The following is a 24,702-nucleotide window of genomic DNA, read 5'->3' as shown; positions in this document are numbered from 1 at the left end:
TCGTCGCAGATCGGGGTGTCAGGCGGTGAAGCGGCGCGCGTCGTTGCGGCGCGCGCGGCGGCGCAGCATGGCCAGCATCGAAAGCACCACGGCAATGGCGCCCAGCGATTCGGGCTCGGGCGTGCTCGGCACTTCAGCGCCAAACGCCTGAACGGCCATCTCGCTCACGCCTTGCGGCAGGGGCAGCGGCTGGTTCACCTGCGCGCTGTCTTGCGGCGCCGGGTTGCGCACCACCTTGTCCACCGCAATGAAGCTGGTGTACTGCGTGAGCAGGCTGTACTTCAGGCCCAGTTCGGTGATGCGCTCCTTGAAGGCCGTGCTGCCTTCCAGCGTTTCCTGGTCGCTCAGGCTCTGGATGCGGTGGCGCGCCCACAGCGTGCGCAGCGCGGCCGTGTCCTGGCGCGTGCGGCTGTCGATGCGCACCTCTTCGCGGTACGGACCGCTGGCGCCCTGGCCTTCGATGATCACGCGGCCTTTGGCCTCGCCACGCCACTTGCCGAACACGATCACCGGGCGTTCGCCCAGCACGTCGGGCAGCGCCTGCGGCTCCACGTCGTACACATCGAGGCCGCCAAAGGTGGCCTTCACGCTGGTGAGCACCGGCGACTCGACCATGCGGCGAAAGCGCGCCGCCTGCTCGGGCGCCTGCACCGGGTCGGTGATGATGAAAGGCTCGCCCATGCCGGCGCGCGCAATGCCTTCCATCAGGCTGCGGTTCACCGACGAGCCGATGCCGAAGGCGAACACATTGGCCTTGGAGAGGTTGTTGCGCACCAGTTCGAAGGCCTCCTTCTCCACCGTCACATAGCCGTCGGTCACCACCACCACCGTGCGCGACACCTTGTCTTCCTTCGGCTCGGCGTACACGCGCTTCAGGGCCGGAATGAGTTCGGTGCTGCCGCTGCCGCTGTAGTTCTGAATGGTGGCCAGCGCCTGCTCGATGTTGGCGCGCGTGGCCGGCACCGACTTGGGCGACAGCATCTTGTTGCTGCCCGAGAACAGCAGCACGTTGAAGGTGTCGCTCGGGCGCAGCCCGCCAATCAGGCGCTGCAGCACCGTCTTTGCGGTGTCCAGCGGAAAGCCGTGCATGGAGCCCGAGATGTCGACCACGAAGATGTAGTCGCGCGGCGAAATGGCGCTGGCGGCCACGGCCTTCGGCGGCTCGACCATGGCAAGGAAGAAGTTCTCCGCGTTCTCGCCCTGGCCCTTGTAGAGCATCAGGCCCGATTCGATTTTTTCGCCCGCCAGCCGGTAGTCGAGCACGAAGTCGCGGTTGTCCGCAGGGCGGCCGTCGGCGGTGAGCACGATGTCGGCATGCTGGTCTTCGTCGCTCTTCTTCACGTCGATGGTGTGCGTGGCCGAGCGAATTTCCTTCAGGCCCATGGGCGTGTCGATGCTGGCCCGGAGCTTGAAGCCGGTGGTGGGCGCGGTGCCCGTGGGCAGAGTGGGCAGCGTCGGTTGAGCAACCCACTTGGCCTGCGCGTTCTCCGACTGCGGCGAGTTGTAGCGCGGCCCGACCACGGTCGGAAACACGAACTGGTAGTTGCCCGACTGCGGCACCAGCAGCTCGGTGTAGCGCAGCTCCACCTTCACGTCGTCGCCCGGCAGGATATTGGCCACGTTCATCTGGAACACGTTGGGCAGGTGCTGCTCGAGCAGCGCGGCGGTCTTGCCTTCTTTCTTGGCGGTGTCGTATTCGATCTGCGCCTGCTGCTTCTCGCGGATCTGCGCGGTGATGAGCCGGTCGCCCAGCCGCACGTTCAGGCCGCTCACCGCCGCCTGGGTCGAACCGGGGAACACGTATTTGGCTTCGATGGCGCGCCGGCCTTCGTTGCGGTAGGTCTGCGTGACCGTCACATCGGCGATGACGCCAGAGATCTTCACCGAGACCTCGGTGCCCTTCAGCGGCAAGCGGTCGACCGACGGGTCGTCGCTCTTCACGAAGAAATAGGGGCTCTCGGTCTTCAGGCGCGCGGCGGGTGCTTCCTGCGCGCCGGCGGGGCGCACGCCCATGGCGACGAAGCCGGCTGTCGCCAGGCTCACGGTGGCGAGCCAGAGCCAGCGGCCGGGGCGTAGGGAGGAGTGGGCGTCCATGGCGGGGGTCCTTGTTCGTGCGAACTTGCACAGCCGCAACTGTCGATTCCGCGCGAGAAGAGAGTTGGAAGCCTCCTTGAAGTCGCCGATGGCGAATGCCCCGCTGCGTGAAGTCTGTGTGAAGTGAAGCCGCCAGGGCGCTTCACACCGCCTTCGGGTCGCACGGCGAGCATCGCCGCTTCGCTACAGACGAGGAGAAAAACCATGCTTCAGTTGTTGAAGGCACTGCAGACATCCGTGCTGGCCAAAGTGACAGGCCTGTTCTTCCTGGTGCTGCTGCTTTGCATTCCACTGGCGGAGATCGATTCGATCAGCCGCGCACGCGGCGAAAGCCAGCGCGAGGCGGCCGACGAACTGGCCGCCACCTATGCCAGCCGGCAAACGGTGGTCGGTCCGCTGCTGCTGGTGCCGTACGTGGAACGCTGGATGGAGCCGCTGCGCGATGCGCAGGGCAAGGTGATCGGCCAGGAGGCGCGCAGCAAGGAGATGACCCACGTGGTGTTTCCCGACAAGCTGCACATCGAAGGCGCAATGACGCCGCAGGAGCGTTACCGCGGCATCTTCAAGATTCCCTTCTACACGCTCGATGCCACGCTCACCGGCGGCTTTGCCGCGTTCGATTCCAGGGTCTTGCCGCACAGCGAGACGGATTCGAAGATCGAGTTCAAGGCGCCCTTCATCGCCTTCAACGTCAGTGACCTGCGGGGCCTTGACGGCTCTCCGGCGCTGGTGATGGGCGGCGAGGCGTTGCGCTTCAAGCAACGCGTGCCGGGCATTGCCAGCGACGCCTGGTTCGCCGATGGCATTCACGCACCCGTTACCGGCGCAGCGCTCGCGGCATGGCAGGGCAGTACGCCATTGAGCTTCGAGATGAAGCTAGGCCTGGTCGGGCAGGACACCCTGGCCATTGCGCCCATCGCCGAAGACACGACCGCGCACCTGCGCTCGCCGTGGGCGCACCCGAGCTTTGGCGGGCGCTTTCTTGCCGCCGAGCGCAGCGTGACGCCGCAAGGCTTCGACGCGCACTGGCGCGTTTCATCGCTCGTGACCTCAGCGCGCGAACAGGTGCGTGCCGGTCTCTTGGGCCGTGGCAGCGCCTCGGACAGCGACAGCGCCGCCGCAGCAGCCACCGCCGAGGTGCGTGGCGCACGCCGCAATCTCGGTCCGCTGCAGACCTTCGACGTGTCGCTCGCACAGCCCATCAACGTGTATTCGATGAGCACGCGCGCCGGCAAGTACGGCATGCTGTTCATCGGCTTGGTGCTGATGGCAGCCTTCATGTTCGAGCTGTTCCGCAAGCTGCGCCTGCACCCCATCCAGTACGGCTTGGTGGGCCTGTCGATTGCGCTGTTCTTTCTGCTGCTGCTGGCGCTGTCCGAGAAGTTCGCGTTCTGGATGGCCTACGCGGGCGCGGCCACCGCCAGCGTGGCTTTGCTGGCCGTGTACTTCAGCGCGGTGCTCGAAGGCTGGCGGCGCGGCGTTTCGTTCGGTGCCTTCGTGGCGCTGCTGTATGCCGCGCTCTACGGGCTGCTGGCTTCCGAAAGCAATGCGCTGCTGCTGGGCGCGCTGCTGGTCTTCGGCATGCTGGCCGCGCTGATGCTGGTGACGCGCAAGGTCGACTGGTATGCGCTCTCGCGGCGCAACGAACCAGCGCAGCCAACGCCCGTGGCGACCACGCAAGCACACGCGGCATGAAGCTGCTGCGGGTCACCGGTGCGGCGCTGGGCTGGCTGACCCTGGCCACGCTGTGGTTCTGGGCCTGGCACCTGAAAGACCCGCACCTGCGCTTCATGCGCGAAGCGGAGTTGGCGCTGCTGCTCGGCTTGCTGGTGGCGGGCATCGCGCTCGCATGGCGCTTTGCGCGCGGCATGGCACGCCCGGTGGCGCTGGGCCTGGCGTTGGCGGCGGTGCTCACTGCGCTGTGCAACGAAGCGGCGTCGCGCCAGCACCGCGCCAATGTGCAGGCCATGTCGGGCCCCGCCGCGCAAGTGCTGGGCGCGCATTTCATCGTGGGCTACGACGATGCGAACGACCTGCGCGAGCTGGCCCGCAAGGGGCTGATCGGCGGCATCTTCGTGACCGGGCGCAACGTGCGCGGCCGCACGGCCGAGCAACTGCGCGGCGAGATCGCGGGGCTGCAGGCCTTGCGGCGCGAGGCCGGCTTGCCGCCGTTGATCGTGGCAACCGACCAGGAAGGCGGCGCGGTCTCGCGCCTGTCGCCGATCGTCGAGCGCCAGCCCGCGCTGTCCACCTTGCTCGATGCGGACGTGCCCGGCAACGCACTCTCGGAGCGCGCCCGCGCCTACGGCGCGCAACAGGGCAGGGCGCTCGCTGCTCTGGGTGTGACGCTCAACTTCAGCCCGGTGGTCGACCTGCGCCCGAGCCGTGCGCCGGGCCGCTGGGACTTTCACACACGCATCGACGAACGCGCCATTTCCAGCGACCCCGCACTCACCACGCAGGTGGCGCTCGCTTACGCGCAAGGCCTTGAATCGGCGGGCGTGCGCGGCACGCTGAAGCATTTTCCGGGGCTGGCCGGCGTGGCCGAAGACACCCATCATTTCGCCGCCGAATTGCGCACGCCGGTCGCCCGTCTGGCAGCACGAGACTGGAAACCATTTCAAGAAGTGTCGACACAATCTGACGCAGCCATCATGCTGGGCCATGTCATCCTTGCGGAACTCGACGCCAAATACCCGGTCTCTTTCTCGCGCAGAATCGTGCAGCAGGTGATTCGAGGCGAATGGGGCTACCAGGGCCTGCTCGTCACCGACGATCTCACGATGGGCGCGGCCTACAACCACGGTCTTTGCGATGCCACTGTCCGAGCCCTCGATGCCGGTGTGGACCTCTTGTTGATCGCCTTCGACCACGACAAGTACTTCGACGCCATGCATTGCGCGCAGCGGGCAGTGCAGAGCGGCGCGCTCAGTCTGCCGATGCAGGAACGCCGCGGCGCGCAGCGGCTCCAATCCTTTCGCTAGCTAGCTTTCTCCTATGTTCAAACGTTCAAGCTCCACCCCTCCCGACGGCCCCGACGACGGCTCCGTTGACGGCACTCAGGGCGCCGACCCCCACCGCCGCTGGAAACGCATCGCGGGATGGAGCGCCATCGTGGTGGGCTCCGGCGCGCTGGTGGCGATCGTTGCAGCCATCGTGGCCGTGGTGGCCATCTACCCCAAGCTGCCCGACGTGTCCGAGCTGGCCGACTACCGGCCCAAGCTGCCGCTGCGGGTGTATTCGAGCGAAGGCCAGATGATTGGCGAGTTCGGCGAAGAGCGGCGCAACCTCACGCCCTTCGCGAACATTCCCAAGGTGATGAAAGACGCGGTGCTGGCCGTGGAAGACGCGCGCTTCTACGACCACGGCGGTGTCGACTACAAGGGCTTTCTGCGCGCGGCCGTGGCCAGCCTGAAGGGCGGGCGAAAGCAGGGCGCCTCGACCATCACGATGCAGGTGGCGCGCAACGTGTACCTGAGCTCGGAGCGCACGCTGAGCCGCAAGTCGTATGAAATTCTGCTGGCGCTTCGGCTGGAGCAGCAGCTCACCAAAGACCAGATTCTGGAGATCTACCTCAACCAGATCTACCTGGGCAACCGCGCCTACGGTTTCGCCGCCGCGGCTGAAACCTACTTCGGCAAGCCGCTGCAGAACGTCACCGTTGCCGAAGCCGCGATGCTGGCCGGCCTGCCGAAGGCGCCCGGTGCCAACAACCCGGTGGCCAACCCGCGCCGCGCGCGGGCGCGCCAGCTGTACGTGATCGACCGCATGCAGGAAACCGGCTTCATCACCGCAGAGCAGGCCGCCGCCGCAAAGAAGGAAGAGCTGCACCTGCGCGACGCCGCCGACCCGAGTCGCCTGCATGCCGAGTACGTGGCCGAGACCGTGCGCCAGATGATGTACGCGCAGTACGGCGACAGCATCTACACCAGCGGCATGAAGGTCTACACCTCGCTGGTGGCGGCCGACCAGGCCGCAGCCTACAAGTCGCTGCGCAAGGGCATCATGGATTACGAGCGCCGCCAACCCTACCGCGGCCCCGAGAAGTTCGTCGACCTGCCGAGCGAGCAGAAGGAAGTCGACGAAGCGGTGGACGACGCGCTGGCGGAACACCCCGACAACGGCGACGTGGTCGCGGCCGTGGTGCTGGACGCCAACGCCAAGGAAATCAGCGCGGTGCGCGCCAACGGCGAAACCGTGCAGATCACCGGCGAGGGCCTGAAGCCCGCGCAGTCCGGCCTGGCCGCGAAGGCACCGCCCAACATCAAGATCCGCCGCGGCGCGGTGATCCGCGTCGCCCGCACGCCGAAGAACACCTGGGAGATCACGCAGCTGCCCGAAGTGGAAGGCGCCTTCATCGGCATGGACCCGCGCAGCGGCGCCATCAAGGCGCTGGTGGGCGGCTTCGATTTCGGCAAGAGCAAGTTCAACCACGTGACGCAGGCCTGGCGCCAGCCGGGCTCCAGCTTCAAGCCCTTCATCTATTCGGCCGCGCTGGAAAAAGGCTTTTCGCCCTCCACCGTGGTGAACGATGCGCCGCTGCACTTCGATGCCGCCGAGAACGGCGGCCAGGCGTGGGAGCCGAAGAACTTCGAAGGCACCTACGAAGGCCCGATGCCGTTGCGCACCGCCCTCATGAAGTCGAAGAACCTGGTCACGCTGCGCGTGCTGCAGTCGATCGGCGCGCCGTACGCGCAAGACTGGGTCACCAAGTTCGGCTTCGACAAGGACAAGCAACCCGCCAACCTGCCCATGGGCCTGGGCGCCGGCTCGGTCACGCCGATGCAGATGGCCGTGGGCTATTCGGTGTTTGCCAATGGCGGCTACCGCGTCAACCCGTACCTGGTGACGCGCGTGACCGACCTGCGGGACAAGGTCATCATGGAAACCGAGGCGCCGGTGCTGGACGAAACCCGCCGCGCCATTCCGCAGCGCAACGCCTTCATCATGGATTCGCTGCTGCAGAGCGTGGTGAAGAACGGCACCGGCTTCAAGGCCCACCAGGCCTTGAAGCGCGACGACCTCTACGGCAAGACCGGCACCACCAACGATTCGTTCGACACCTGGTTCGCGGGCTTCCAGCCGACCATGGTGGGCATTGCATGGATCGGCTACGACACGCCGCGCCAGTTGGGCGTGCGCGGCGAGACCGGCGGCAGCCTGAGCCTGCCGATCTGGATCGGCTTCATGCAGACCGCGTTGCAGGGCGTGCCGGTGACGCAACCGGCCGAGCCGCCGGGCGTGCTGAACGTCGACGGCGAGTGGTACTTCGACGACTTCGGGCCCGGCCACAACGTGGCCAGCCTGGGGCTGGACACCGAAGCCGCGCCGCCGCCCGTGGAAGAGATCACCGGCGCGCCGCTGGGTGCGCCGCCGCAGCCCGAAGAACGCAACAAGATCCTGGACTTCTTCCGCTAGCCGGCCTTCGGGGTTCGGCGGTCGCTGAAAAACAAAGACGCAGATCCGGGCGGGTCGCGGTGCCTACACTCGGTGCTGCGTCCCGCCTTCTCTTTTTTCTCCCCACGATTCCATGGAAATTCTTACCCTGGTGGCATTGATTGCCGCCGGCTTCTACATTCTCAAGTCGCGCGAACAGCGCCAGCGCATCGTGCTGCTGGGCAGCCACCTCGGCCGCTACCAGATCGAACGTCTCATGGAAAGCCTGACCTCCGGCTACCTGCGTTGCCTGGGCGAAAACGACGCCGAGCGCCGCCAGCAAATCTGGCACCTGCTGGACGCGACTGAAGAAAAAATCGCCGGACAACTCGAAGGCTTCGCCGCCGAAATTGCGCGCGTGCCCGAACCCATTGCGCGCGTGAGCAAGCTGCCGATCGCGCTGCCGCTGGCCACGCAGTTGCTGCCGGGCGCCACCTTCGACCTGCGCCAGGCCCTGCTCATTCATGCACGCGGCGTGGCCGGCGTGGTGCGCAACGACGCAGAGCGCACGCCCAAGTCGAAAGCCTTCACCATGTCTGCCGAGCTGTTCCTGCTGCAGCACACCTGCCACTGGTACTGCAAGTCGAAGACGGTGGCGTCGGCGCGCATGCTGGCGCGCCACCAGACCTCGTACGACCAGTTGCTGAACGCGGTGAGCCCGGAGACGCGCAGCGCCTACCGCGCGCTCACGGGCCTGTGATCCGCTGGCGTATGTGCGCTCAGTGATGTGACAGCAACGGCAACGTGAGCGTTGCCACCGCGCCGCCACGCGACGCGTTGCCAAGCTCGATGCGGCCGCGGTGCAAGGCCGCAATTTCCTTCACGAACGCGAGCCCGAGCCCCGTGCTTTTTTTCTGGTTGTGCGGCCGGGCGAGCGAATAGAACTTCTCGAAGACCTTTTCCTGCGCGTACTCCGGAATGCCAGGGCCGTGGTCGCGCACGCTCACGCGTGCAAGCTTGGCGGTGGTTTCCAGCGTGAGCAGCACCTCGCTGTCGCGCGGTGAAAAATCGATGGCGTTGTCCAGCAGGTTGCTGACGGCCCTGCGCAGCAGGAACGGGTCGCCTTCGGTGCGCGCCTCGTGGCGAATGTTGACCAGCAGGCGAATGTTGCGCTTGGCCGCCGCGGGCTGCGCGCTGCGCACGATGTCCTCGATCAGCAGGCCCAGCGCAACCGGCTCGGTGCGGTCGAGCCTGCGCCGCGTTTCCAGCGCGGTGAGCTCCATCATGCGGTCGACGATTTCCTGAATGCGCTGCGTCTCGCGTTCGATGTTGGTCAGAAAACGCTCGCGCTCGGCGTGCGGCATCGACGGCTCCTGCAGCAGTTCGGCCGCGCCGCGAATGGCCGACAGCGGGCTCTTCACTTCGTGCGTGAAGGTCTGCACGTAGTCGGCCACGTAGTTGCGCCCGGTCAGCGCATCGCGCATTTCGTCGAAGCCGGTGCGCACGCCGTCGACCGCGCGGCGCGCCATGCGCCACATGCTCAGGCTGCCCAGCCTGTGTTGAGCGCGCACCCAGGTCCAGTAGTCGCGAATCAGCCCGAAGGGCCGCACCAGCCAGACCGAGACGATGAGCGCCAGCAGCAGCAGCGCCAGCGCCGAGCCCACGCCCACCCAGATGGTGCGGGCGCGAGCGTCTTCCACGAACTGGCCGAAGCTCTGCACCGGCTTGCCCACGCTGACCATGCCGACGATCTCGTTGTTCCAGCGGATCGGCGCGCCAACGTACATCACCGACGTGCGCGGGTCACCGTCGACGTCGCGCGAGGTGCGCGCGCCGTACTCGCCGCCCAGCGTGCGGCTCACGTCGCTCCACTGCGAATAGTCGGCGCCCAGGTGCCTGCCGAGCGAGTCGAACATCACGCGCCCGCCACGGTCTGTGACGTACACGCGCAGCTCCACGCGGCTCTTGTGCAGGTTGTAGATCTGCGCGGAAAACTCCCTTGCATAGACCGTGCGAAACAGCGGCTCCAGCCGTGCGGTGTTGATGGCACCGGCAATGACGTCCTGCTCGACCAGGCTGGCCACCAGCTGCGAGGTTTCCACCAGCGATTCTTCGGCCGACTCGCGGTAGCGCGGGTCGATGTCGGACACCACGCGGTACAGCAAGAGCCCGATGCCCGCCGAATAAATCAGCAGGATGCCGATGAAGATCCGCGTGCGCCGGGTCACGACGCCTTGGCGGGCAATTCTTCGTTGAGTGCGTAGCCGGTACCGCGCAGCGTGCGGATCGGCTCCACGTCGGGCGCAATGGCCTTGAGCTTGGCGCGCAGGGTCTTGATGTGCGCGTCGACCGTGCGGTCGAAGCTGTCGCTGGCGTCGTCCCAGACGAGCTGCAGCAGCTCGTCGCGCGTGAACACGCGCCCGGGGCGCTGCACGAGCAGTCTCAGCAAACCGTATTCGTAGCGCGAGAGTTCGAGCAGCCGACCGTAATACCGAATCTGCATGCGCTCGTTGTCGAGCAGGAATGGCATTGCAGGGGTCTGTGGTGCCGCTGGAGGCGCCTGGGGCGCGATTTGATGGGGTGCCCCATGGATCGAGGCCGAGGCCGCAGGCGAGGCGTTTGAGGCATTTCCAGCGTTCTGGCCATTTCTGGCGCTGCGCCGAAGGATCGTTCTGACGCGAGCGACCAGTTCGCGCGGCGAAAACGGCTTGGCGATGTAGTCGTCCGCACCCAGTTCCAGGCCCACCACGCGGTCTATTTCGTCGCTGCGGGCGGTCAAAAACACCATTGGTACCTCCGGGCCCCCCATCGACTGATTCAGCGCCTGGAGGCGTTTGAAGAGCTCGAAACCGTTCAGGTCGGGCAAGCCGATGTCCAGGATGGCCAGCGCCGGCGGCTCCAGCGCGAACTGGGCAATGGCTTCTTCGGCCGTGGCGCACCACACCGGAATGAAACCGTCGCTCTTCAGGACGTACTGCAGCGTATCGGCGATGCCTGACTCGTCTTCGGCGATCAGGATCCGGGGTTTGAAGCTCATGCCCCGGATGTTAGCGAGGCGAAAGAGGCGGGAGGACCCGCGTTCCGCCCGAGGCGCCGTGGACCGGCGCGGCCTCTCGCGGCTTTTTTTTGCGCGCAGCTGTCTGCGTTCCCTATCTTCTTATTCTTCTTATTCAAATTAGTAGTAGTAGATAAGGGTCGCACTCTTCTGTGGACATGCCTCTTTTTTCGTTATGTGACAACGAGTTGTCATGCCTGCGTCACTGTGCGCAGCCGTGCTTCCGAGGTGTACCCGCCAAATGAACAACATTGGGTAACCGCCTCGCCCTGTGGATAAGCCATGGCTTGTGCAAAAACTGTCCCCAGAGTTGTCCTTTGACGCCCCCCGGAAAATCTGCCAAAGACGGTTTTTGGGCAAAGAAATTCATTGCCTAATATTTAGGCAATATGTAGATTTCCCTTGTAAATCAATAACTTGCAACACCCCTACATGGAAGTGCCAACGTTATCCACAGAGTTGCTCAAGCTTTGTGGGGAGAACACGGGGCGGAACCTTCGGGCCGTTCGGCAACCGAACCGGCTCATCCAATTTGCGAGATTCCTTACAAATGACACCTTCAGAAACAAAGTCGATCGTTGCCCTGTCCCTGCTGGCTGCCTTTGTGGACGGCGAGAAGCACGAACGCGAGCGCGCCGAGATCAAGCGGATTGCGGAAGGCCTGTCGCAGGCCGATGGCGTGAACCTGCCCACCCTTTACCAGGACGTGCTGATGAAGCGCGTGTCGCTGGCCTCGGTGGCAGGGGAGCTGAAGAGCCCCGAGTCGAAGCAGCTGGCCTACGAAATGGCCGTGTGCGTGTGCGATGCGGACGGCACGCAGTCCGAGGCGGAGCGCATGTTCCTGGCGGACGTGCGTACCTCGCTGGGGCTGGACGCGTCGGCAACCAGTTTTTCGCAGCAGGCGGAAGAAATTGCGGCAGTGCCTATCGGTGCTGCCGCACCTGTTGCCGTTGCCACCGTCGCAGCCGGGACCGCGGTCACCGCGGCAGGTGCGCCGAATACACCCGACACGGCCGAGCTCGACAAATCGATCCTCAACGCGTCCATCGTCAACGGCGCGCTCGAGCTGCTGCCCGAGACGCTGTCGACCATGGCGATCATTCCGCTGCAGATGAAGCTGGTCTACCGCATCGGGCAGGCCTACGGCTACCAGCTCGACACCGGCCATATCAAGGACTTTCTGGCCACGGTCGGCGTGGGCCTGACCTCTCAATACCTGGAGCAGGCCGGCCGCAAGCTGCTGGGTGGGCTGCTGGGCAAGGTGGGCGGCGGCCTGCTGCGCGGGCTGGGCAACCAGGCCGTGAGTTCGGGCATGAGCTTTGCCTCGACCTATGCCCTGGGCCATGTGGCCAAGCGCTACTACGCGGGCGGGCGCACGCTGTCCACGCAGATGCTGAAAGAGGCGTTTTCGGGCGTGGTGAAGGAAGGGCAGAGCCTGCAGACGCAGTACCTGCCGGCCATTCAGGAAAAGGCCCGCACGCTGGACGCGGGCAAGGTGCTCTCACTGGTGCGCGGCGCCTGATGCTTTCCAGGGACACCGTGGAACCGGCTTTGCCGGGCCACCGGTGTCGCCCCCGGCGAGGGGGTTGGCGCAGCGACACGCAGTGCGCGAAGCCTGGGGGAGAGCCTAGTTCGCCAGGTCGTCCAGAATCGGGCAGTCCGGCCGCGCATCGCCGTGGCAGCAGTGAACCAGGTGGGCCAGCGTGTTGCGCATCGACTCCATGTCGGCAATGCGCTGCTCCAGTTCACCCAGGTGCTTCTGGGCGATGCGCTTGACGCTGGCGCTGGCGCGGCGCCGGTTGTTCCACAGCCCGACCAGCTCCGCGATTTCTTCCATCGAGAAACCCAGGTCGCGCGAGCGCTTGATGAAGCGCAGCGTGTGGATGTCGGCCTCGCTGTACTGGCGGTAGCCGCTCTCGGTGCGCGCCACCGCCGGCAGCAGGCCCAGCCCTTCGTAGTGCCGGACCATGCGGGCCGACACGCCGGAGCGCTGCGCTGCTTCGCCAATGGCGACGACGGCAGCAGCAGCGGTCATTGGACGGCGTAGCCCGCGTTCTCGATCGCCACCACAAGGTCTTGGCGCGGCTGCTCGCTCTGCACGTCGACATGGCCCGTTGCAAGATCGACCGTGACCTGCGCCTCGGGGTCGACCGCCTGCACCGCGTTCTGCACGGCGCTCACGCAGTGACCGCAGCTCATGCCCGTGACCTGAAATTTCTGGCTCATTGTTCTGGCTCCTTCGAAGGGGGTGATGGAATGGATGAATGCTCGACTGGAAAGAGCCTGCAGTCTGAACCCTCTCACGATGTCAATGTCCAGCGCAGGGGCACTGAAAGTTTCCGCTTGACCTTGCCATCGTGTGAAGCCTTAGCCTTCACCTATGGAAAACCTGCAGCTGTCTCCTTCCCCGGGCACCACGCTCGATCTTTCGGTCGGCGGCATGACCTGCGCTTCTTGCGTCATGCGCGTCGAACGCGCCCTGAAGAACGTGCCCGGCGTGCAGGACGTGAGCGTGAACCTGGCGACGGAGTCGGCCCGCGTCGTCACGGCAGCCAGCGGCAGTGGCAATGAAGACATGGACGTGCGCCTGCGCCGCGCCGTGCGTGCCGCGGGCTACGAGCCGCGCGCGGCAAGCACTGCGGCCGAAGACACCGCGGCCATGTCGCCATGGCATGGCTTCGGTCCGGTCGCGGCGGGCTTGCTGCTGTCGGCTCCCTTGCTCGCGCCCATGCTCGGCAACCCCTTCGGGCAAGACTGGATGCTGCCGCCCTGGGTGCAGCTGCTGCTCGCCACGCCGGTGCAGTTCTGGCTCGGCGCGCGTTTCTACCGCGCCGGTTGGCATGCGGCCAAGGCGCGCACCGGCAACATGGACCTGCTTGTGGCGCTGGGCACCAGCGCGGCCTTCGGCCTGTCGCTGTGGCTCTGGTGGCGCGCGGCCACCGGTGAGCATGCGGGCCATGGCGCCATGCCGCACCTGTACTTCGAGGCTTCGGCCGTGGTCATCACGCTGGTGCTGCTGGGCAAGTGGCTAGAGGCGCGTGCCAAGCGCCAGGCCACTTCGGCCATTCGCGCCCTGCAACAACTGCGGCCCGAGGTGGCGCACCTGGTGGGCGCGCGCGGCAAGGAAAGCGATGTGCCGCTGGCCGAGGTGATGGTCGGCGATCGCCTGGCCGTGCGCCCCGGCGAACGCGTGCCGGCCGATGCGCGGGTGATCGAAGGGCAGTCCGAAGTCGACGAGTCGATGCTCACCGGCGAGCCGCTGCCGGTGGTCAAGGGACCGGGCGACGCGCTGACCGGCGGCGCGGTCAACGGTGACGGGCGCATGGTGGTCGAGGTGCGCGCGGTCGGCGCCGAAAGCGTGCTGGCGCGCATCATCCGGCTGGTCGAGGACGCGCAGGCGGCCAAGGCACCGATCCAGCGGCTGGTCGACAAGGTGGCAGCCGTGTTCGTGCCGGTGGTGCTGGTGATTGCGCTGCTCACGCTGGCCGGTTGGCTGATGGCGGGGGCCGGCATCGAGACCGCGCTGATCCATGCAGTGGCCGTGCTGGTCATCGCCTGCCCCTGTGCCCTGGGCCTGGCCACGCCGGTTGCGGTGATGGCGGGCACCGGCGTGGCGGCGCGCCACGGCATTCTCATCAAGGACGCACGCGCGCTTGAAATGGCTCACCGCGTCGACACGGTGGCGTTCGACAAGACCGGCACCTTGACGCTGGGCCGGCCGGTGCTCACCGCGCTGGTGCCGCTGGTGCAACGGGCGTCGTTGGCCGGGGCACAAGCCAGCGAAGACCGGTTGCTGGCCACAGCCGCCAGCCTGCAAGGCGGCAGCGAACATCCGCTCGCCAAGGCGGTGCTCACCGCCGCCGCGCAGCGCAACCTGCAGGCACCGCCGCTCGGCGCGATGCAGGCATGGCCGGGCCGCGGTGTGCGCGGCGATGTAGACGGCGTCAACTGGGCGATCGCCAGCCTGCGCTGGTGCCGCGAGCTCGACGCGATGCCCGAAGCCTCCGACGTCGATCCCCTGCAAGCGCAGGGCGCCACGGTGTCGGCCCTGCTGCGTTTCGACGAGGCGGGCACGGCGCATGTGCAGGCGCTGCTCGCCTTTGCCGACGAGCCCAAGCCGGAAGCCGCCGAAGCGGTGCGCACGCTGCGCGCGCGGGGCCTGCGCGTGGTGATGATCTCGGGCGACAACCTGCGAGCGGCGCAAGCGATGGCGGCGCGCCTGGGCATCGACGCGGCCGATGTGCGCGCCGACGTGCTGCCAGCCGACAAGGCCGCGCAGGTGAGCGCATTGCGAAAGAACGGACACGTGGTGGCCATGGTCGGCGACGGCGCCAACGACGCGCCCGCGCTGGCGGCGGCCGATGTGGGCATGGCCATGGCACCGTCGGGTGGCGGCACCGACGTGGCCATGGAAGCCGCCGGCATCACGCTGATGCGCGGTCACCTGGCGCTGGTGGCACAGGCCTTCGAGCTGTCGGCGCGCACCGTGGCAAAGATTCGGCAGAACCTGTTCTGGGCCTTTGCCTACAACGTGGCCGGCATTCCGCTCGCGGCTTTCGGCTTGCTGAGCCCGGTGGTCGCCGGTGCGGCCATGGCACTGTCGAGCGTGAGCGTGATGGCCAACGCGCTGCTGCTGCGGCGCTGGAAGCCTTGATGCAGTTGCTGTCGGCGGGTCAGTCGAACAGCCGCGCCATCACGTACTCGTCGATGTAGTCGGCTTCGCCGGCGCGCTTGTAGAACTTGCGCAGCGTGCCTTCGCGTTCGAAGCCCAGTTTTTCATAGAAGCGCAGCGCGGGTGCGTTGTCGCTTTCGGCGAAGAGCTCGACGCGCTTCACGCCCGAGGCCTTCAGCAGGTCGATGGCCTCGCTCACCATGGCCAGCGCAATGCCACGGCCGTGGAATGCGGGGTCGACCGCCAGCGTGCCCAGGCAGGCCACGTGCTGCACCCGGCCCGGGTAGCGCGTGGCGCGGTAGAAGCCGGCGATGCCGCCGTCTACCTCGTACACATGGAAGCAACCGCTGTCGAGCAGGCCCTGGTAGATGGGCCGAAATTCTTGCAGCGGCATCGGGTCGTAGCCCAGAAAGGGAATGACCTTCTCGTGCATGTAGAGGGCGAAGACGGCGTCGATGTCTTGCGGTGTGGCCAGTCTGCGCATGGTGGGTGGAGCCTCGGAGCGATGAAAGCGCCGAGCATAGCGAGGCTCAGGTGAGCAGCACGACCGAAAGCGCCAGCAGCACGGCCTGCGCGCACCACGCCCAACGCAGGCGCAAGCGCGCGTCGAGCACCGCGCCAATCGCCCAGAAACCACCGACCGCCAAGGCGAGCAGCGCCAGCCCGGTGTGGAAGGCCAGGTCGTCGGCGCGCCATAGAAACGCCAGCGTCACGCCGACCCATGCGGCGAAGTGGATGGCGCTCGACATCACCTGCGCGCGGGTCAATGCCGGGTCATGGATGTGCCTGGCTTCTTCGAGCGAAAAATCGGCCTCGGGGAAGCGCGCCGCCACATCGGCCGGGCGCCAGCCCGGTGGCTTGAACCACACGGCGACCTTGTCCTGCCAGCGCCGCGTGTGCCACGCGTCGCGCAGCAGCGGCACATACGGCCCGAGGATGGCGCGCAGCGGGTCGAAGCTCGCGAGCGCCTTGCGGGTGCCGTACACGCAGGGCTCTTTTTCTTCGGCGAAGGTGCCGAACATCCGGTCCCACACCACCAGCATGCCACCGTAGTTGCGGTCCACATAGCCGTCGTTCACCGCGTGGTGCACGCGGTGGTTGGAGGGCGAGGAGAACACGCGGTCGAACCAGCCGAGCTTGCCGATGTGTTCGGTGTGAATCCAGAACTGGTAGACCAGCACGATCAGCCCCGCCAGCCCGAACTGCTCTGGCGGCACGCCCACCACCGCCATCGGCAGGTAGAAGGCCCAGCCCAGGAAGGCCACGTTGCTCTCCTGGCGCAGCGCGGTGGAAAAGTTGAAGTGCTGGCTCTGGTGATGCACCGAGTGCGCGGCCCAGAACACGGCCGACTCGTGGCCCGCGCGGTGCAGCCAGTAGTCGAAGAAGTCGAACAGCAGCACGGCAAGCACCCAGCCGATGGCGCTGTCCCAGAAGTCCGGCCGCGTCCACACTGCCACCAGCGGATAGACCATCGCGTACAGGCCGATCTGGAACAGCTGCGTGCACACCGTGAGCGCCTGGCTCAGCAGCCCCTGGCTCAGGCTGCCGAGCGTGTCGCTGAAGCGGTAGGTGTTGCGCTGCTTGAGCCAGCCCCAGGCAAGTTCGCACGCCATGAGCAGTGCAAACACGGGCACCACGAAAACGACCAGCCGATGCACCGTGTTCTTTTTTTCAGCAAGCGTTCAGTGAATCTTCAGTCTTGCGCCGCAAGCCCGGCCACGATCACCGCGTTGGTGCCGCCAAAGGCGAAGGAGTTGGACAGCGCATAGCGAATGCCCTTGGCCTTGCGCGCCTCGCCCTGAACAAAGTCCAGGTCGAAGGCCGCGTCGGGCGCGTGCAGGTTGGCGATGGGCGGCAGGGTTTCACGCGCCAGGGCGCGCAGCGCCGCAATCAGCTCGATGGCGCCGCCGCCGCCGAGCACATGGCCGTGGATGGCCTTGGTCGCGCTCACCGGCGTGGCCTTGCCGAACACCTCGCGGATCGATGCGGCCTCCGCCGCGTCACCGGCCGAGGTGGCGGTGCCGTGCGCGTTGATGTGGCCCACGTCGGCGGCCTCGATGCCCGCGTCGCGCAGCGCGGCGCGCATGGCACGTACCTGGCCCGCGCTGTCGGGGTTGGTGATGTGCGTGCCGTCGCAGTTGGTGGCGTAGCCCGCGAGCACGAAGGGCGCCGCTTCGGCACCGCGTGCGGCGGCATGCGCCTCCGACTCGAGCACCAGCGCGGCCGCGCCTTCGCCGATGGCAAAGCCCGCGCGGTCGCCCGAGAACGGACGGCAGGCGCCGGAGGGCGCGTCGGCCGGTGGCGGCGCCATCACGCGCATGGCGTTCCAGCTGGCCAGCACGCCGGGCGTGAGCATGGCGTCGTGCCCGCCCACGATGGCCACGTCGATCCAGCCGCCGCGAATGGCGCGCATGGCTTCGCCGATGGCCACGGCCGAGGAGGCACAGGCGCAGGCGTACGCAATGGCCGCGCCGCGTGCGCCGAAGTGCAGCGCCAGCTCCGCCACGGCGGCGTTGGGCATGACGGTGAGCACCGTGGTCGGGCGCATGCGGCGCTGTTCGCCGTAGAGCGCGCTGGTGGTGTTGTCGAAGGTGCCGGCGCCGGCGAGGCCGCTGCCCCAGAAGATGCCCAGGCGGTCGCGGTCGATGGTGTCCAGGTCCAGGCCTGCTTCGCCGGCCGCGTCCTGCGCGGCGGCAAGTGCCATGGCGGTGCCGCGGTCCAGCGGCAGGCGGGAGGTGCTGCGCACACCGTTCGAGTCGAACTCGCAGGCGGCCACGGCAAGTTGCACGGTGTCCATGCCCTTGATTTCGAGCGTGTGCGCGCGCACCGCCGAGCGGCCCGCGAACAGGGCCTCGTCGAAGGCTTCGACGGTGCGCCCGATGGGCGTGACAAAACCGATGCCGCTCACGCGCACCGGCGCGGAAGCGGCGCGCGCGGCCGAGGCGGCAAGTACGGCGTGGGCGGCACCGCTGCTCATGCTGTTGCGACGGCGGGTTGGCCCGACACGGCGGCGCTGCTGCTCTCGGCGTCGATCACTTCGCACAGGCGCTGCAGCGTGATGCCGGCTTCGCGCGGGTCGAGGCGGTCTTCGGGAATGCGCAGGTGGAAGGCGTCTTCGACGGCAAAGACGAATTCCATCAGCGCGAGCGAGTCGAGGCCGAGGTCGGACAGCGCGGTGGCCGGCGAGATGGCCGAGCGCTCCACGCGGAAGTCGGTTTCCAGGATCGTGGCGATGCTGTTGAAGGTGGGCGAAGAAGACATGAGGGTGCTTTCCTTTCGGTCAATGTCGAACGTGAGCGACGGGTTCAGACGTACAGCGGATGCTCGGGCATCGTGCCATGCGCCACCGCTTCGGCGAATGACACGGTTTCGCGCACGACCTGCTGGCGGTCGTTGTCGATCGTGATCATGTGGTAGCTGTTGGCTACCACCACGGTGCGGAAAGCGCGGCAGCGCAGACCGCGCGCCAGGATGTCGAGGTTGGCCACGCTGGCCACCTCGTCCTGCTGCGCATGCAGTGCGAGCACGTTGGCGCACCGCACGTTGTTGAGGTTGCGTCGCACGTGGCGAATGAGCCGGTCGTGCTCGCGCAGGTGGCCCACGCCAATGACCGAGCTGCCGGCACGCGAGACCTTGCGGTGGCGCAGCTCGCGCTCGATCCAGGCGCGCACGCGTTCGTTCTTCACGCCGTAGGGCGGGCGCTCGCGGTATTGCCACAGCCGGCCCAGCGGCGTGTAGAAGGCCAGCGGCAGCAGGAACTGCGTGCGCGGAATGGCCCAGCCGTCGAAGCGCAGCGTGGTCGACATGAGCACCAGCGCATCGACGTCGCTGCCGCAGCGGATGGCCGCGCCCAGCGCAAGCGACGAGCCGGCCGAAATGCCGACCAGCATCACGCGGTCGTGCGCCACGCGCAGTGCCTTCACCTGGGCCTGGATTGCATCGAGCCAGCGCTCGTACGGCGCGGCGCGCTGCAGCGGCGCGCTGGCATCGAACGAGTAGCCTTCGATCGACATCGGATGCACCGAATAGCCACGGCTGCGCAGTGCGGACTGCACGGTCAGCAACTCGTCAGGCGTGCTGCACAGACCATGCAGCAGGACCACCGCGGTGCGTTGCACCTCGTGCGGAACAATGCTCAACTGGTCGGATGGTTCGCGTGCACTCATCGCGCGGCACGTGCCATGAAAATGGCCCGTGTTTCGTGTGGCTGTCGTATGCTCATGTGCCGTTTATCGCTTGGAGCGACTGACCGGCCGCTGACCCGTCTATCGCAATGGCAGACCCCCTCCAACCATTCAAAAAACACCATGCGAATCCTGCTTGTCGAAGATGACGCCGTACTGCGCGATGTGATGGTCCGAAGCCTCGCGGATGCGGGCCATCGCGTCGACGTGTCGACCAACGTCGAAGATGCCGATCACCTGTGGCGCGTGCAGCCTTTCGATGCCGTGCTGCTCGACCTCAACCTGCCCGCCACCGCCAGCCCCACCAGCGGCCTGGCCAGCGGCCTTACCGCGCTGCGACAGGCGCGTGCGCGCGGCGACCGCACGCCGGTGCTGGTGCTTACCGCGCGTGGCCGCACCGAAGAGCGTATCGCGGGCCTGGACGCAGGTGCCGACGACTACCTGGGCAAGCCCTTCGACCTGGCCGAGGTCGAAGCCCGCCTGCGTGCCCTGGTGCGCCGCGCCAAGGGCACCGAAGACATCGTGCTGCTGGGCCAGCTCAAGCTCGACCGCAAGGCGCGGCGCTTTTCCACCGGAAGCGGCCCGCTCGACCTGCCCGCACGTGAGTTCGAGGTGCTGTGGGAACTCATGAGCCCGCCGGGCCGCACGGTGAGCAAGCGGGCGCTGTCGGACAAGCTCTCCAGCTTCGACGAATCGTTGGGCGACAACGCGCTGGAGGCCTTCATTTCGCGCCTGCGCAAGAAGCTGCAGGGCACCGGCGCGGGCATTCGCACGCTGCGCGGCATCGGCTACCTGCTCGAAGCCGAGGTGTGAGCCGCGCGTGACCGAGTCGCCGAAAGAACGGCTGCAGGAGCCGAAGAAACTGCGTCCGGCACCCTCGCTCACGCGGCGCGTGCTGCGCAACGTGCTGGTGCCGCTGGCGCTCACGTGGATGGTGGGCGCGGTCATTGCGCTGGTCATTGCCAACTACTTTTCCGAGCAGGCCTTCGACCGCGGCATGCTGGACGACGCGTATGCGCTGTCGGCCAACGTGCAGGCGGGCGAGCGCGGCATCGAGCTGCTGCTCACGCCGCGCGAGGTGGCCACTGTTTTGTTCGACCAGGTCGACAAGGTTTACTTTGCGGTGCAGCGGCTGGACGGCACGCTGATCTCGGGCCAGTCGGGCCTGCAGGCACCGCTGCCGGTCGACGGCTCTCGCTACCGTTTTTCGGATGTCGACTACGAGGGCAGCACGCTGCGCGCGGTGGTGCTCGAGCACGACGCCGAGCCCGACATCAGCATGCCCTACCGCGTGATCATTGCGCAGACCACGCTGAGCCGAACCGCGCTGGTGCGCCAGTTGCTGGGCTATGCGCTGGCGCCGCAGATCCTGCTGCTGGTGCTGCTGGCCATCTGGCTCTGGTACGGCATTCGCAGCGACCTGCGCCCGCTGGGCGAACTGCAGCGCGCGCTCGACCGGCGCGACGTGCACGACCTGTCGCCGGTGGCGGTGGTCGAAACCTCGCGCGAGCTGCAGCGCCTGGGCAATGCGGTGAACTCGCTGTTCGAGCGCCTGGGCCAGAGCGTGCAGGCGCAGCGCGAGTTCGTGGGCAACGTGGCGCACGAGCTGCGCACGCCGCTGGCGGGCATTCGCGCGCTGGCCGAATACGGCCTGGCGCAGCAAGACACCGCGGTGTGGCGTGAGCAACTGGAGCGCGTGTCGGAACGGCAGGGCCGTGCCAGCCACCTGATCGACCAGCTGCTGGCGCTGGCGTTGGCCGAAGAGGCACGCGCGGGGCTGGAGCGTGTGCCGGTGCACCTGGATGTGCTGGCCGAGCAGACCGTGCTGCGCCACCTTGCAAAGGCCGATGCGCGCGGCGTCGACCTGGGCGCGCGCGGCCTGGACGACGGCGTGGTGGTGCTGGCCAACGAAGCGCTGGTCGAAGGCATTCTGGACAACCTGATCGACAACGCGCTGCGCTACGGCGGGCGCACCATCACCGTGGAACTGGCGGGCCGCACGCTGAGCGTGATCGACGACGGCCCCGGCATTCCGCTGGAGGCGCAGCGCGACCTGATGCAGCGCTGGGCGCAGGGGCCCGAAGGGCAGAAGCTGGGACAGGGCTCGGGGCTGGGGCTGTCGATCGTGTCGCGGTATGCGGAGCTGCTGGGCGCGGAGTTGCGCTTGGAGGCAGCGGAGCCGACGGGGCTGCGTGTGAGTGTGGCGTTCGGCGCGCCCGCGTAGCTGGTCTTGCTCCTTCCCCTTCCGGGGGAAGGCTGGGATGGGGGCAGGCCTTCGATGAGGAGCCGCGTGGGGTTGGAGGCCGTCGTGCCCCACCCCAACCCTCCCCCCGGAGGGGAGGGAGAAAGACACAACTACAGCGCCGTGCCCTGGTGAAACACCATGCGCCAGCGGCCCTGACGGCACTTCCACAACGAGCTGCGCAGCGAGTCCGCCGCAGGCCTTTCGTCGTTGGCTTCACGGTGCACCCGGTACGTGACCAGCGCCACATCGGTCGCCATGCGCCGCACGCGAAAGTCCGACATCGCGCGTTCTGAAAACACTTCTTCGCGCAGCGCCTCGATGATGGCGGCGCGTGTCCACACGGTGCCCGAGACGCCGAGTTCATGGAAGTCTTCGTCGAGCAATTCGGCAAGCTGCGTGGCGCTTGCGCGCACATCGCGAAGGTGCAGCGCGCCTTCGAGTTTCAGCAGCAAGGCATCGAGATCTTCGGCCGGCGCAGCCTCGTAGAGTTCCAGCGGAAGACCATCGGGATCGGCGAAAAACGTGAAGCGCCGGCCGGTGAATTCGTCGGTGCGCAGCGGCTCCACGGCAACGCCCTTGGCCGCGAGTTCGTCGGCCGCGGCCTGCACGTCTTGCACCTCGAAAGAGAGGTGACGCAGCCCTTGTGCCTCGGGGCGAGTGGGCCGCGCGGGCGCGTCGGGAAAGGAGAAGAGTTCGATCTGCGTGCCGTCCGGCAGGGCCAGGTCGAGCTTGTACGAATCGCGTGCGGCGCGGTAGTTTTCAGCCACCACGCGCAGGCCGAGCAGCTCGGTGTAAAAGCGCTTCGACACTGCGTAGTCGGCGCAGATGATCGCGACGTGATGCATGCGGCCGAGCTGCATCGATGGCCTCATTGCAAGGGCTTGCGCAGGTAGACGCGGGTGCGGCCTTCGAGCGTTTCGCGCTTGTATTCGACGTAGCCGATGCGCTGGTAGAGCGCGAGGTTTTCGGTCATCTTCTCGTTGGTGTAGAGGTAGATCGACGCATGGCCCTGCCGCGCGGCCTCGCGCTCGGCCAGTTCCAGCAAGGCACGGCCAACGCCGGTGCCCTGGTGTTGTGGCAGCACCGCGATCACGTCGATCAGAAAGCCTTCGTCGGTCACGTCGAGCAGCAGCGCGGCCACGGTTTCCTTTTGCTGCGTGGCGACCCAGACCTGCGTGTGGGCAATGGCCTGGCCGTAGTCGCGCGTCATCGGGCGGGGTGCAACGCCCAGGCGCGCAATGTAGATGCGAAAGGCGTTCGCGGCGCAGGTGGCCACGTCGGCGGTGTCGGTTGCGGTGGCGCGCCGAAGTGTCCAGGGTGTGTGCGTGGCGATGTTCATCACTCGAATTCCACCTCGCCCTCTATCTCCACCGGAATGTTGAACGGCAGCTCGGCCATGCCGACGGCGCTGCGCGCATGCGCGCCGATGTCGGGGCCGAAGAGTTCGAGGATGAGGTCGGAAAAGCCGTTGATCACCGCCGGCTGTTTGTCGAAGCCGGGGGCGCTGGCGACCATGCCGAACACCCGCGTCCATGCGGTGATGCGGTCGAGATCGCCGAGTGCGCGTTGCAGGCTGCCCAGCATCGCCAGTGCCGTGAGGCGAGCGGCCGCGTAGCCTTGTTCCACGTCGAGCTCACGCCCCAGTTTGCCCAGCGGCGCGGCCAGCGTGCCGTCGGCGTTGAGCGGGCCGTGGCCCGAGATCAGCGCGCGCCGGCCGGCGAGGCGCACGAAGGAAAAGGGCAGCACGACGCCGGGCGGCGGCGTGACCGGGGGAGGCAATGCGAGGCCTGCGGCGGCCAGTCGTTGCGCGATGCGGGGCATGGCGGTTTTCTCCTGTGGGGCGGACGAAGGGGTCCGCCGCATCTTGCCATCCGCCATTCGCCATGGTTGCCCCCGGGGAGCGAACTCAGGCCAGTGCCGGATAGTCCGTGTAGCCCTTGGCGCCGCCGCCGTACATGGTGGCCTTGTCAATCTCGTTGAGCGGTGCGTTCTCGCGCAGGCGGCGCACCAGGTCGGGGTTCGAGATGAAGGGCTTGCCGAAGGCCACGAGGTCGTCGCCTTCCTTCACGGCTTCTTCGGCCAGCGGGCGGTCGTAGCCGTTGTTCACCATCCATGCACCCTTGCCGCCGGCTTCGCGGTAGGCGGCTTTCAGCGCTTCGTAGTCGAAGGGGCGGTCGGCAATTTCGCGCGGGCCACCGGTGGCGCCTTCGATGATGTGGATGTACGCCAGGTTCAGCTGCGCGAGCTGCTTCACCACGTAGGTGAACAGCGGCTGCGGGTTGCTGTCGTGCGCGTCGTTGGCCGGCGTCACGGGCGACAGGCGAATGCCGGTCTTGCCGCCACCCACCGCGTCGACCACGGCGCGCGTGGATTCCAGCAGCAGGCGTGCGCGGTTTTCGATGCTGCCGCCGTAGTCGTCGGTGCGCTTGTTGCTGCCGTCCTTCAGGAACTGGTCGAGCAGGTAGCCGTTGGCGCCGTGCAGTTCCACGCCGTCGAAGCCGGCGGTTTCCACCGCGCTGCGGGCGGCCACTGCAAAGGCGTGCACGATGCCTGGAATTTCACCGGCGTCCAGCGCGCGCGGCTCGGAGGTGTCGACGAAGCCCGGCACGCCGTTCTTGATGAGCACGGTCTTGGTCTTGGCGGTGATGGCCGAAGGCGCCACGGGCTTGCCGCCATCGGGTTGCAGTTCGGTGTGCGAGACGCGGCCCACGTGCCACAGCTGCACGACGATCTTGCCGCCTTCGGCATGCACGGCGTCGGTCACGCGCTTCCAGGCGTCGAGCTGCTCGGTGCCGTACAGGCCGGGCACGTCGGAGTAGCCCTGGCCCTGGTGGCTGATGGCGGTGGCTTCGGTGATGAGCAGGCCGGCGCTGGCGCGCTGCGCGTAGTAGGTGGTGGCGATGTCGGGCGGGATCGCGTTGGGCGAGCGATTGCGCGTCAGCGGCGCCATCACAATGCGGTTGGCGAGCTGCAGGTCGCCGGCCTGGACGGGGTCGAAGAGGGTGGACATCGAAAAATGTGGGAACAGAGTTGAAACAGCCGCAAGGCTAAGCGCCCGGCCCCAACCCTGCTGTCG

At 67.1% G+C, this 24,702-nt stretch carries 22 protein-coding genes; 8 read left to right on the top strand and 14 right to left on the bottom strand.

What is annotated here, in order from left to right:
• Positions 1–18 precede the first annotated feature (18 nt).
• Complete coding sequence (locus tag VLK31_RS12710) at positions 19–2,094, bottom strand: VIT and vWA domain-containing protein (protein ID WP_409168772.1); 2,076 nt, start codon at positions 2,092–2,094, stop codon at positions 19–21.
• Between the two features lie 204 nt (positions 2,095–2,298).
• On the opposite strand from VLK31_RS12710, the gene creD reads away from it, so the two are divergent.
• The 4 genes from creD to VLK31_RS12690 all read left to right on the top strand — a co-directional run bounded on the left by creD (position 2,299) and on the right by VLK31_RS12690 (position 8,230).
• Positions 2,299–3,789: a cell envelope integrity protein CreD gene (gene creD / locus VLK31_RS12705; RefSeq protein ID WP_409168771.1), complete on the top strand. Its 1,491-nt coding sequence runs from the start codon at positions 2,299–2,301 to the stop codon at positions 3,787–3,789.
• A complete protein-coding gene (locus VLK31_RS12700) occupies positions 3,786–5,078 on the top strand; it encodes a glycoside hydrolase family 3 N-terminal domain-containing protein (protein WP_409168770.1) in 1,293 nt (430 codons plus the stop codon). The genes creD and VLK31_RS12700 overlap by 4 nt, the downstream gene beginning before the upstream one ends.
• Positions 5,079–5,091: 13 nt before the next feature.
• On the top strand, positions 5,092–7,512 hold the full coding sequence (locus VLK31_RS12695; protein WP_409168769.1) for a penicillin-binding protein 1A: 2,421 nt from the start codon (positions 5,092–5,094) through the stop codon (positions 7,510–7,512).
• Between the two features lie 112 nt (positions 7,513–7,624).
• A complete protein-coding gene (locus VLK31_RS12690; RefSeq protein ID WP_409168768.1) occupies positions 7,625–8,230 on the top strand; it encodes a hypothetical protein in 606 nt (201 codons plus the stop codon).
• Between the two features lie 19 nt (positions 8,231–8,249).
• On the opposite strand, the gene creC is transcribed toward VLK31_RS12690, so the two are convergent.
• Together creC and creB are read right to left on the bottom strand one after the other, a co-directional pair.
• Positions 8,250–9,698 carry a two-component system sensor histidine kinase CreC gene (gene creC / locus VLK31_RS12685; RefSeq protein WP_409168767.1) on the bottom strand — a complete coding sequence of 483 codons (1,449 nt, stop codon included), beginning with the start codon at positions 9,696–9,698 and terminating at the stop codon, positions 8,250–8,252.
• Complete coding sequence (gene creB / locus VLK31_RS12680) at positions 9,695–10,507, bottom strand: two-component system response regulator CreB (protein ID WP_409168766.1); 813 nt, start codon at positions 10,505–10,507, stop codon at positions 9,695–9,697. The genes creC and creB overlap by 4 nt, the downstream gene beginning before the upstream one ends.
• A 568-nt stretch (positions 10,508–11,075) precedes the next feature.
• Between creB and VLK31_RS12675 the strand changes: the two genes are divergently transcribed.
• Complete coding sequence (locus VLK31_RS12675; RefSeq protein WP_409168765.1) at positions 11,076–12,047, top strand: YcjF family protein; 972 nt, start codon at positions 11,076–11,078, stop codon at positions 12,045–12,047.
• A 105-nt stretch (positions 12,048–12,152) separates the two neighbouring features.
• Here VLK31_RS12675 and cueR read toward each other — a convergent pair whose 3' ends face one another.
• Both cueR and VLK31_RS12665 read right to left on the bottom strand, forming a co-directional pair.
• Positions 12,153–12,560: a Cu(I)-responsive transcriptional regulator gene (gene cueR, locus VLK31_RS12670; protein ID WP_409168764.1), complete on the bottom strand. Its 408-nt coding sequence runs from the start codon at positions 12,558–12,560 to the stop codon at positions 12,153–12,155.
• Positions 12,557–12,751 carry a heavy-metal-associated domain-containing protein gene (locus tag VLK31_RS12665; RefSeq protein ID WP_409168763.1) on the bottom strand — a complete coding sequence of 65 codons (195 nt, stop codon included), beginning with the start codon at positions 12,749–12,751 and terminating at the stop codon, positions 12,557–12,559. Before VLK31_RS12665 ends, cueR begins: the two co-directional genes overlap by 4 nt.
• Before the next feature lie 154 nt (positions 12,752–12,905).
• Between VLK31_RS12665 and VLK31_RS12660 the strand changes: the two genes are divergently transcribed.
• On the top strand, positions 12,906–15,179 hold the full coding sequence (locus VLK31_RS12660) for a heavy metal translocating P-type ATPase (protein WP_409168762.1): 2,274 nt from the start codon (positions 12,906–12,908) through the stop codon (positions 15,177–15,179).
• A gap of 19 nt (positions 15,180–15,198) precedes the next feature.
• On the opposite strand, the gene VLK31_RS12655 is transcribed toward VLK31_RS12660, so the two are convergent.
• The 5 genes from VLK31_RS12655 to VLK31_RS12635 are packed head-to-tail and all read right to left on the bottom strand — an operon-like array spanning position 15,199 to position 19,363.
• The gene (locus VLK31_RS12655) at positions 15,199–15,681 is read right to left on the bottom strand and encodes a GNAT family N-acetyltransferase (RefSeq protein ID WP_409168761.1); all 483 of its coding nucleotides are present in this window, start codon (positions 15,679–15,681) and stop codon (positions 15,199–15,201) included.
• Between the two features lie 46 nt (positions 15,682–15,727).
• A complete protein-coding gene (locus VLK31_RS12650) occupies positions 15,728–16,855 on the bottom strand; it encodes a sterol desaturase family protein (protein WP_409168760.1) in 1,128 nt (375 codons plus the stop codon).
• 35 nt (positions 16,856–16,890) lie between these two features.
• Positions 16,891–18,174 (bottom strand): beta-ketoacyl-[acyl-carrier-protein] synthase family protein, encoded by a 1,284-nt coding sequence (locus VLK31_RS12645; protein WP_409168759.1) that lies wholly within the window; start codon positions 18,172–18,174, stop codon positions 16,891–16,893.
• Positions 18,171–18,458 (bottom strand): acyl carrier protein, encoded by a 288-nt coding sequence (locus VLK31_RS12640; protein WP_409168758.1) that lies wholly within the window; start codon positions 18,456–18,458, stop codon positions 18,171–18,173. The genes VLK31_RS12645 and VLK31_RS12640 overlap by 4 nt, the downstream gene beginning before the upstream one ends.
• Before the next feature lie 44 nt (positions 18,459–18,502).
• Positions 18,503–19,363, bottom strand: a complete 861-nt coding sequence (locus tag VLK31_RS12635) for an alpha/beta hydrolase (protein WP_409168757.1) — start codon at positions 19,361–19,363, stop codon at positions 18,503–18,505.
• A 141-nt stretch (positions 19,364–19,504) separates the two neighbouring features.
• Here VLK31_RS12635 and VLK31_RS12630 point away from each other — a divergent pair, with 141 nt between their 5' ends.
• Complete coding sequence (locus VLK31_RS12630) at positions 19,505–20,194, top strand: response regulator transcription factor (RefSeq protein WP_409168756.1); 690 nt, start codon at positions 19,505–19,507, stop codon at positions 20,192–20,194.
• 7 nt (positions 20,195–20,201) lie between these two features.
• Entirely contained in the window at positions 20,202–21,605 is a 1,404-nt protein-coding gene (locus tag VLK31_RS12625) for a sensor histidine kinase (RefSeq protein ID WP_409168755.1), read from the top strand.
• Positions 21,606–21,736: 131 nt separating this feature from the next.
• On the opposite strand, the gene VLK31_RS12620 is transcribed toward VLK31_RS12625, so the two are convergent.
• From VLK31_RS12620 to VLK31_RS12605, 4 genes are all read right to left on the bottom strand, one after another.
• Positions 21,737–22,486 carry a VOC family protein gene (locus VLK31_RS12620; protein WP_409168754.1) on the bottom strand — a complete coding sequence of 250 codons (750 nt, stop codon included), beginning with the start codon at positions 22,484–22,486 and terminating at the stop codon, positions 21,737–21,739.
• An 8-nt stretch (positions 22,487–22,494) separates the two neighbouring features.
• Positions 22,495–22,965: a GNAT family N-acetyltransferase gene (locus VLK31_RS12615; RefSeq protein ID WP_409168753.1), complete on the bottom strand. Its 471-nt coding sequence runs from the start codon at positions 22,963–22,965 to the stop codon at positions 22,495–22,497.
• Complete coding sequence (locus tag VLK31_RS12610) at positions 22,965–23,447, bottom strand: RidA family protein (RefSeq protein ID WP_409168752.1); 483 nt, start codon at positions 23,445–23,447, stop codon at positions 22,965–22,967. The genes VLK31_RS12615 and VLK31_RS12610 overlap by 1 nt, the downstream gene beginning before the upstream one ends.
• Positions 23,448–23,532: 85 nt before the next feature.
• The gene (locus tag VLK31_RS12605; protein ID WP_409168751.1) at positions 23,533–24,636 is read right to left on the bottom strand and encodes an alkene reductase; all 1,104 of its coding nucleotides are present in this window, start codon (positions 24,634–24,636) and stop codon (positions 23,533–23,535) included.
• Between the last annotated feature and the right edge of the window lie 66 nt (positions 24,637–24,702).

This window comes from Variovorax sp. H27-G14 (genome assembly GCF_046156345.1).
Classification (GTDB): Bacteria; Pseudomonadota; Gammaproteobacteria; order Burkholderiales; family Burkholderiaceae_C; genus Variovorax.
This window is presented reverse-complemented; position numbering and strand designations above follow the sequence as displayed.

Excerpts from the sequence above, each read along its gene's own strand:
- VLK31_RS12710 (WP_409168772.1), bottom strand. The coding sequence starts at position 2,094 with ATGGACGCCCACTCCTCCCTACGCCCCGGCCGCTGGCTCTGGCTCGCC.
- creD (WP_409168771.1), top strand. The coding sequence starts at position 2,299 with ATGCTTCAGTTGTTGAAGGCACTGCAGACATCCGTGCTGGCCAAAGTG.
- VLK31_RS12700 (WP_409168770.1), top strand. The coding sequence starts at position 3,786 with ATGAAGCTGCTGCGGGTCACCGGTGCGGCGCTGGGCTGGCTGACCCTG.
- VLK31_RS12695 (WP_409168769.1), top strand. The coding sequence starts at position 5,092 with ATGTTCAAACGTTCAAGCTCCACCCCTCCCGACGGCCCCGACGACGGC.
- VLK31_RS12690 (WP_409168768.1), top strand. The coding sequence starts at position 7,625 with ATGGAAATTCTTACCCTGGTGGCATTGATTGCCGCCGGCTTCTACATT.
- creB (WP_409168766.1), bottom strand. The coding sequence starts at position 10,507 with ATGAGCTTCAAACCCCGGATCCTGATCGCCGAAGACGAGTCAGGCATC.
- VLK31_RS12675 (WP_409168765.1), top strand. The coding sequence starts at position 11,076 with ATGACACCTTCAGAAACAAAGTCGATCGTTGCCCTGTCCCTGCTGGCT.
- cueR (WP_409168764.1), bottom strand. The coding sequence starts at position 12,560 with ATGACCGCTGCTGCTGCCGTCGTCGCCATTGGCGAAGCAGCGCAGCGC.
- VLK31_RS12665 (WP_409168763.1), bottom strand. The coding sequence starts at position 12,751 with ATGAGCCAGAAATTTCAGGTCACGGGCATGAGCTGCGGTCACTGCGTG.
- VLK31_RS12660 (WP_409168762.1), top strand. The coding sequence starts at position 12,906 with ATGGAAAACCTGCAGCTGTCTCCTTCCCCGGGCACCACGCTCGATCTT.
- VLK31_RS12655 (WP_409168761.1), bottom strand. The coding sequence starts at position 15,681 with ATGCGCAGACTGGCCACACCGCAAGACATCGACGCCGTCTTCGCCCTC.
- VLK31_RS12645 (WP_409168759.1), bottom strand. The coding sequence starts at position 18,174 with ATGAGCAGCGGTGCCGCCCACGCCGTACTTGCCGCCTCGGCCGCGCGC.
- VLK31_RS12640 (WP_409168758.1), bottom strand. The coding sequence starts at position 18,458 with ATGTCTTCTTCGCCCACCTTCAACAGCATCGCCACGATCCTGGAAACC.
- VLK31_RS12635 (WP_409168757.1), bottom strand. The coding sequence starts at position 19,363 with ATGAGTGCACGCGAACCATCCGACCAGTTGAGCATTGTTCCGCACGAG.
- VLK31_RS12630 (WP_409168756.1), top strand. The coding sequence starts at position 19,505 with ATGCGAATCCTGCTTGTCGAAGATGACGCCGTACTGCGCGATGTGATG.
- VLK31_RS12620 (WP_409168754.1), bottom strand. The coding sequence starts at position 22,486 with ATGCAGCTCGGCCGCATGCATCACGTCGCGATCATCTGCGCCGACTAC.
- VLK31_RS12615 (WP_409168753.1), bottom strand. The coding sequence starts at position 22,965 with ATGAACATCGCCACGCACACACCCTGGACACTTCGGCGCGCCACCGCA.
- VLK31_RS12610 (WP_409168752.1), bottom strand. The coding sequence starts at position 23,447 with ATGCCCCGCATCGCGCAACGACTGGCCGCCGCAGGCCTCGCATTGCCT.
- VLK31_RS12605 (WP_409168751.1), bottom strand. The coding sequence starts at position 24,636 with ATGTCCACCCTCTTCGACCCCGTCCAGGCCGGCGACCTGCAGCTCGCC.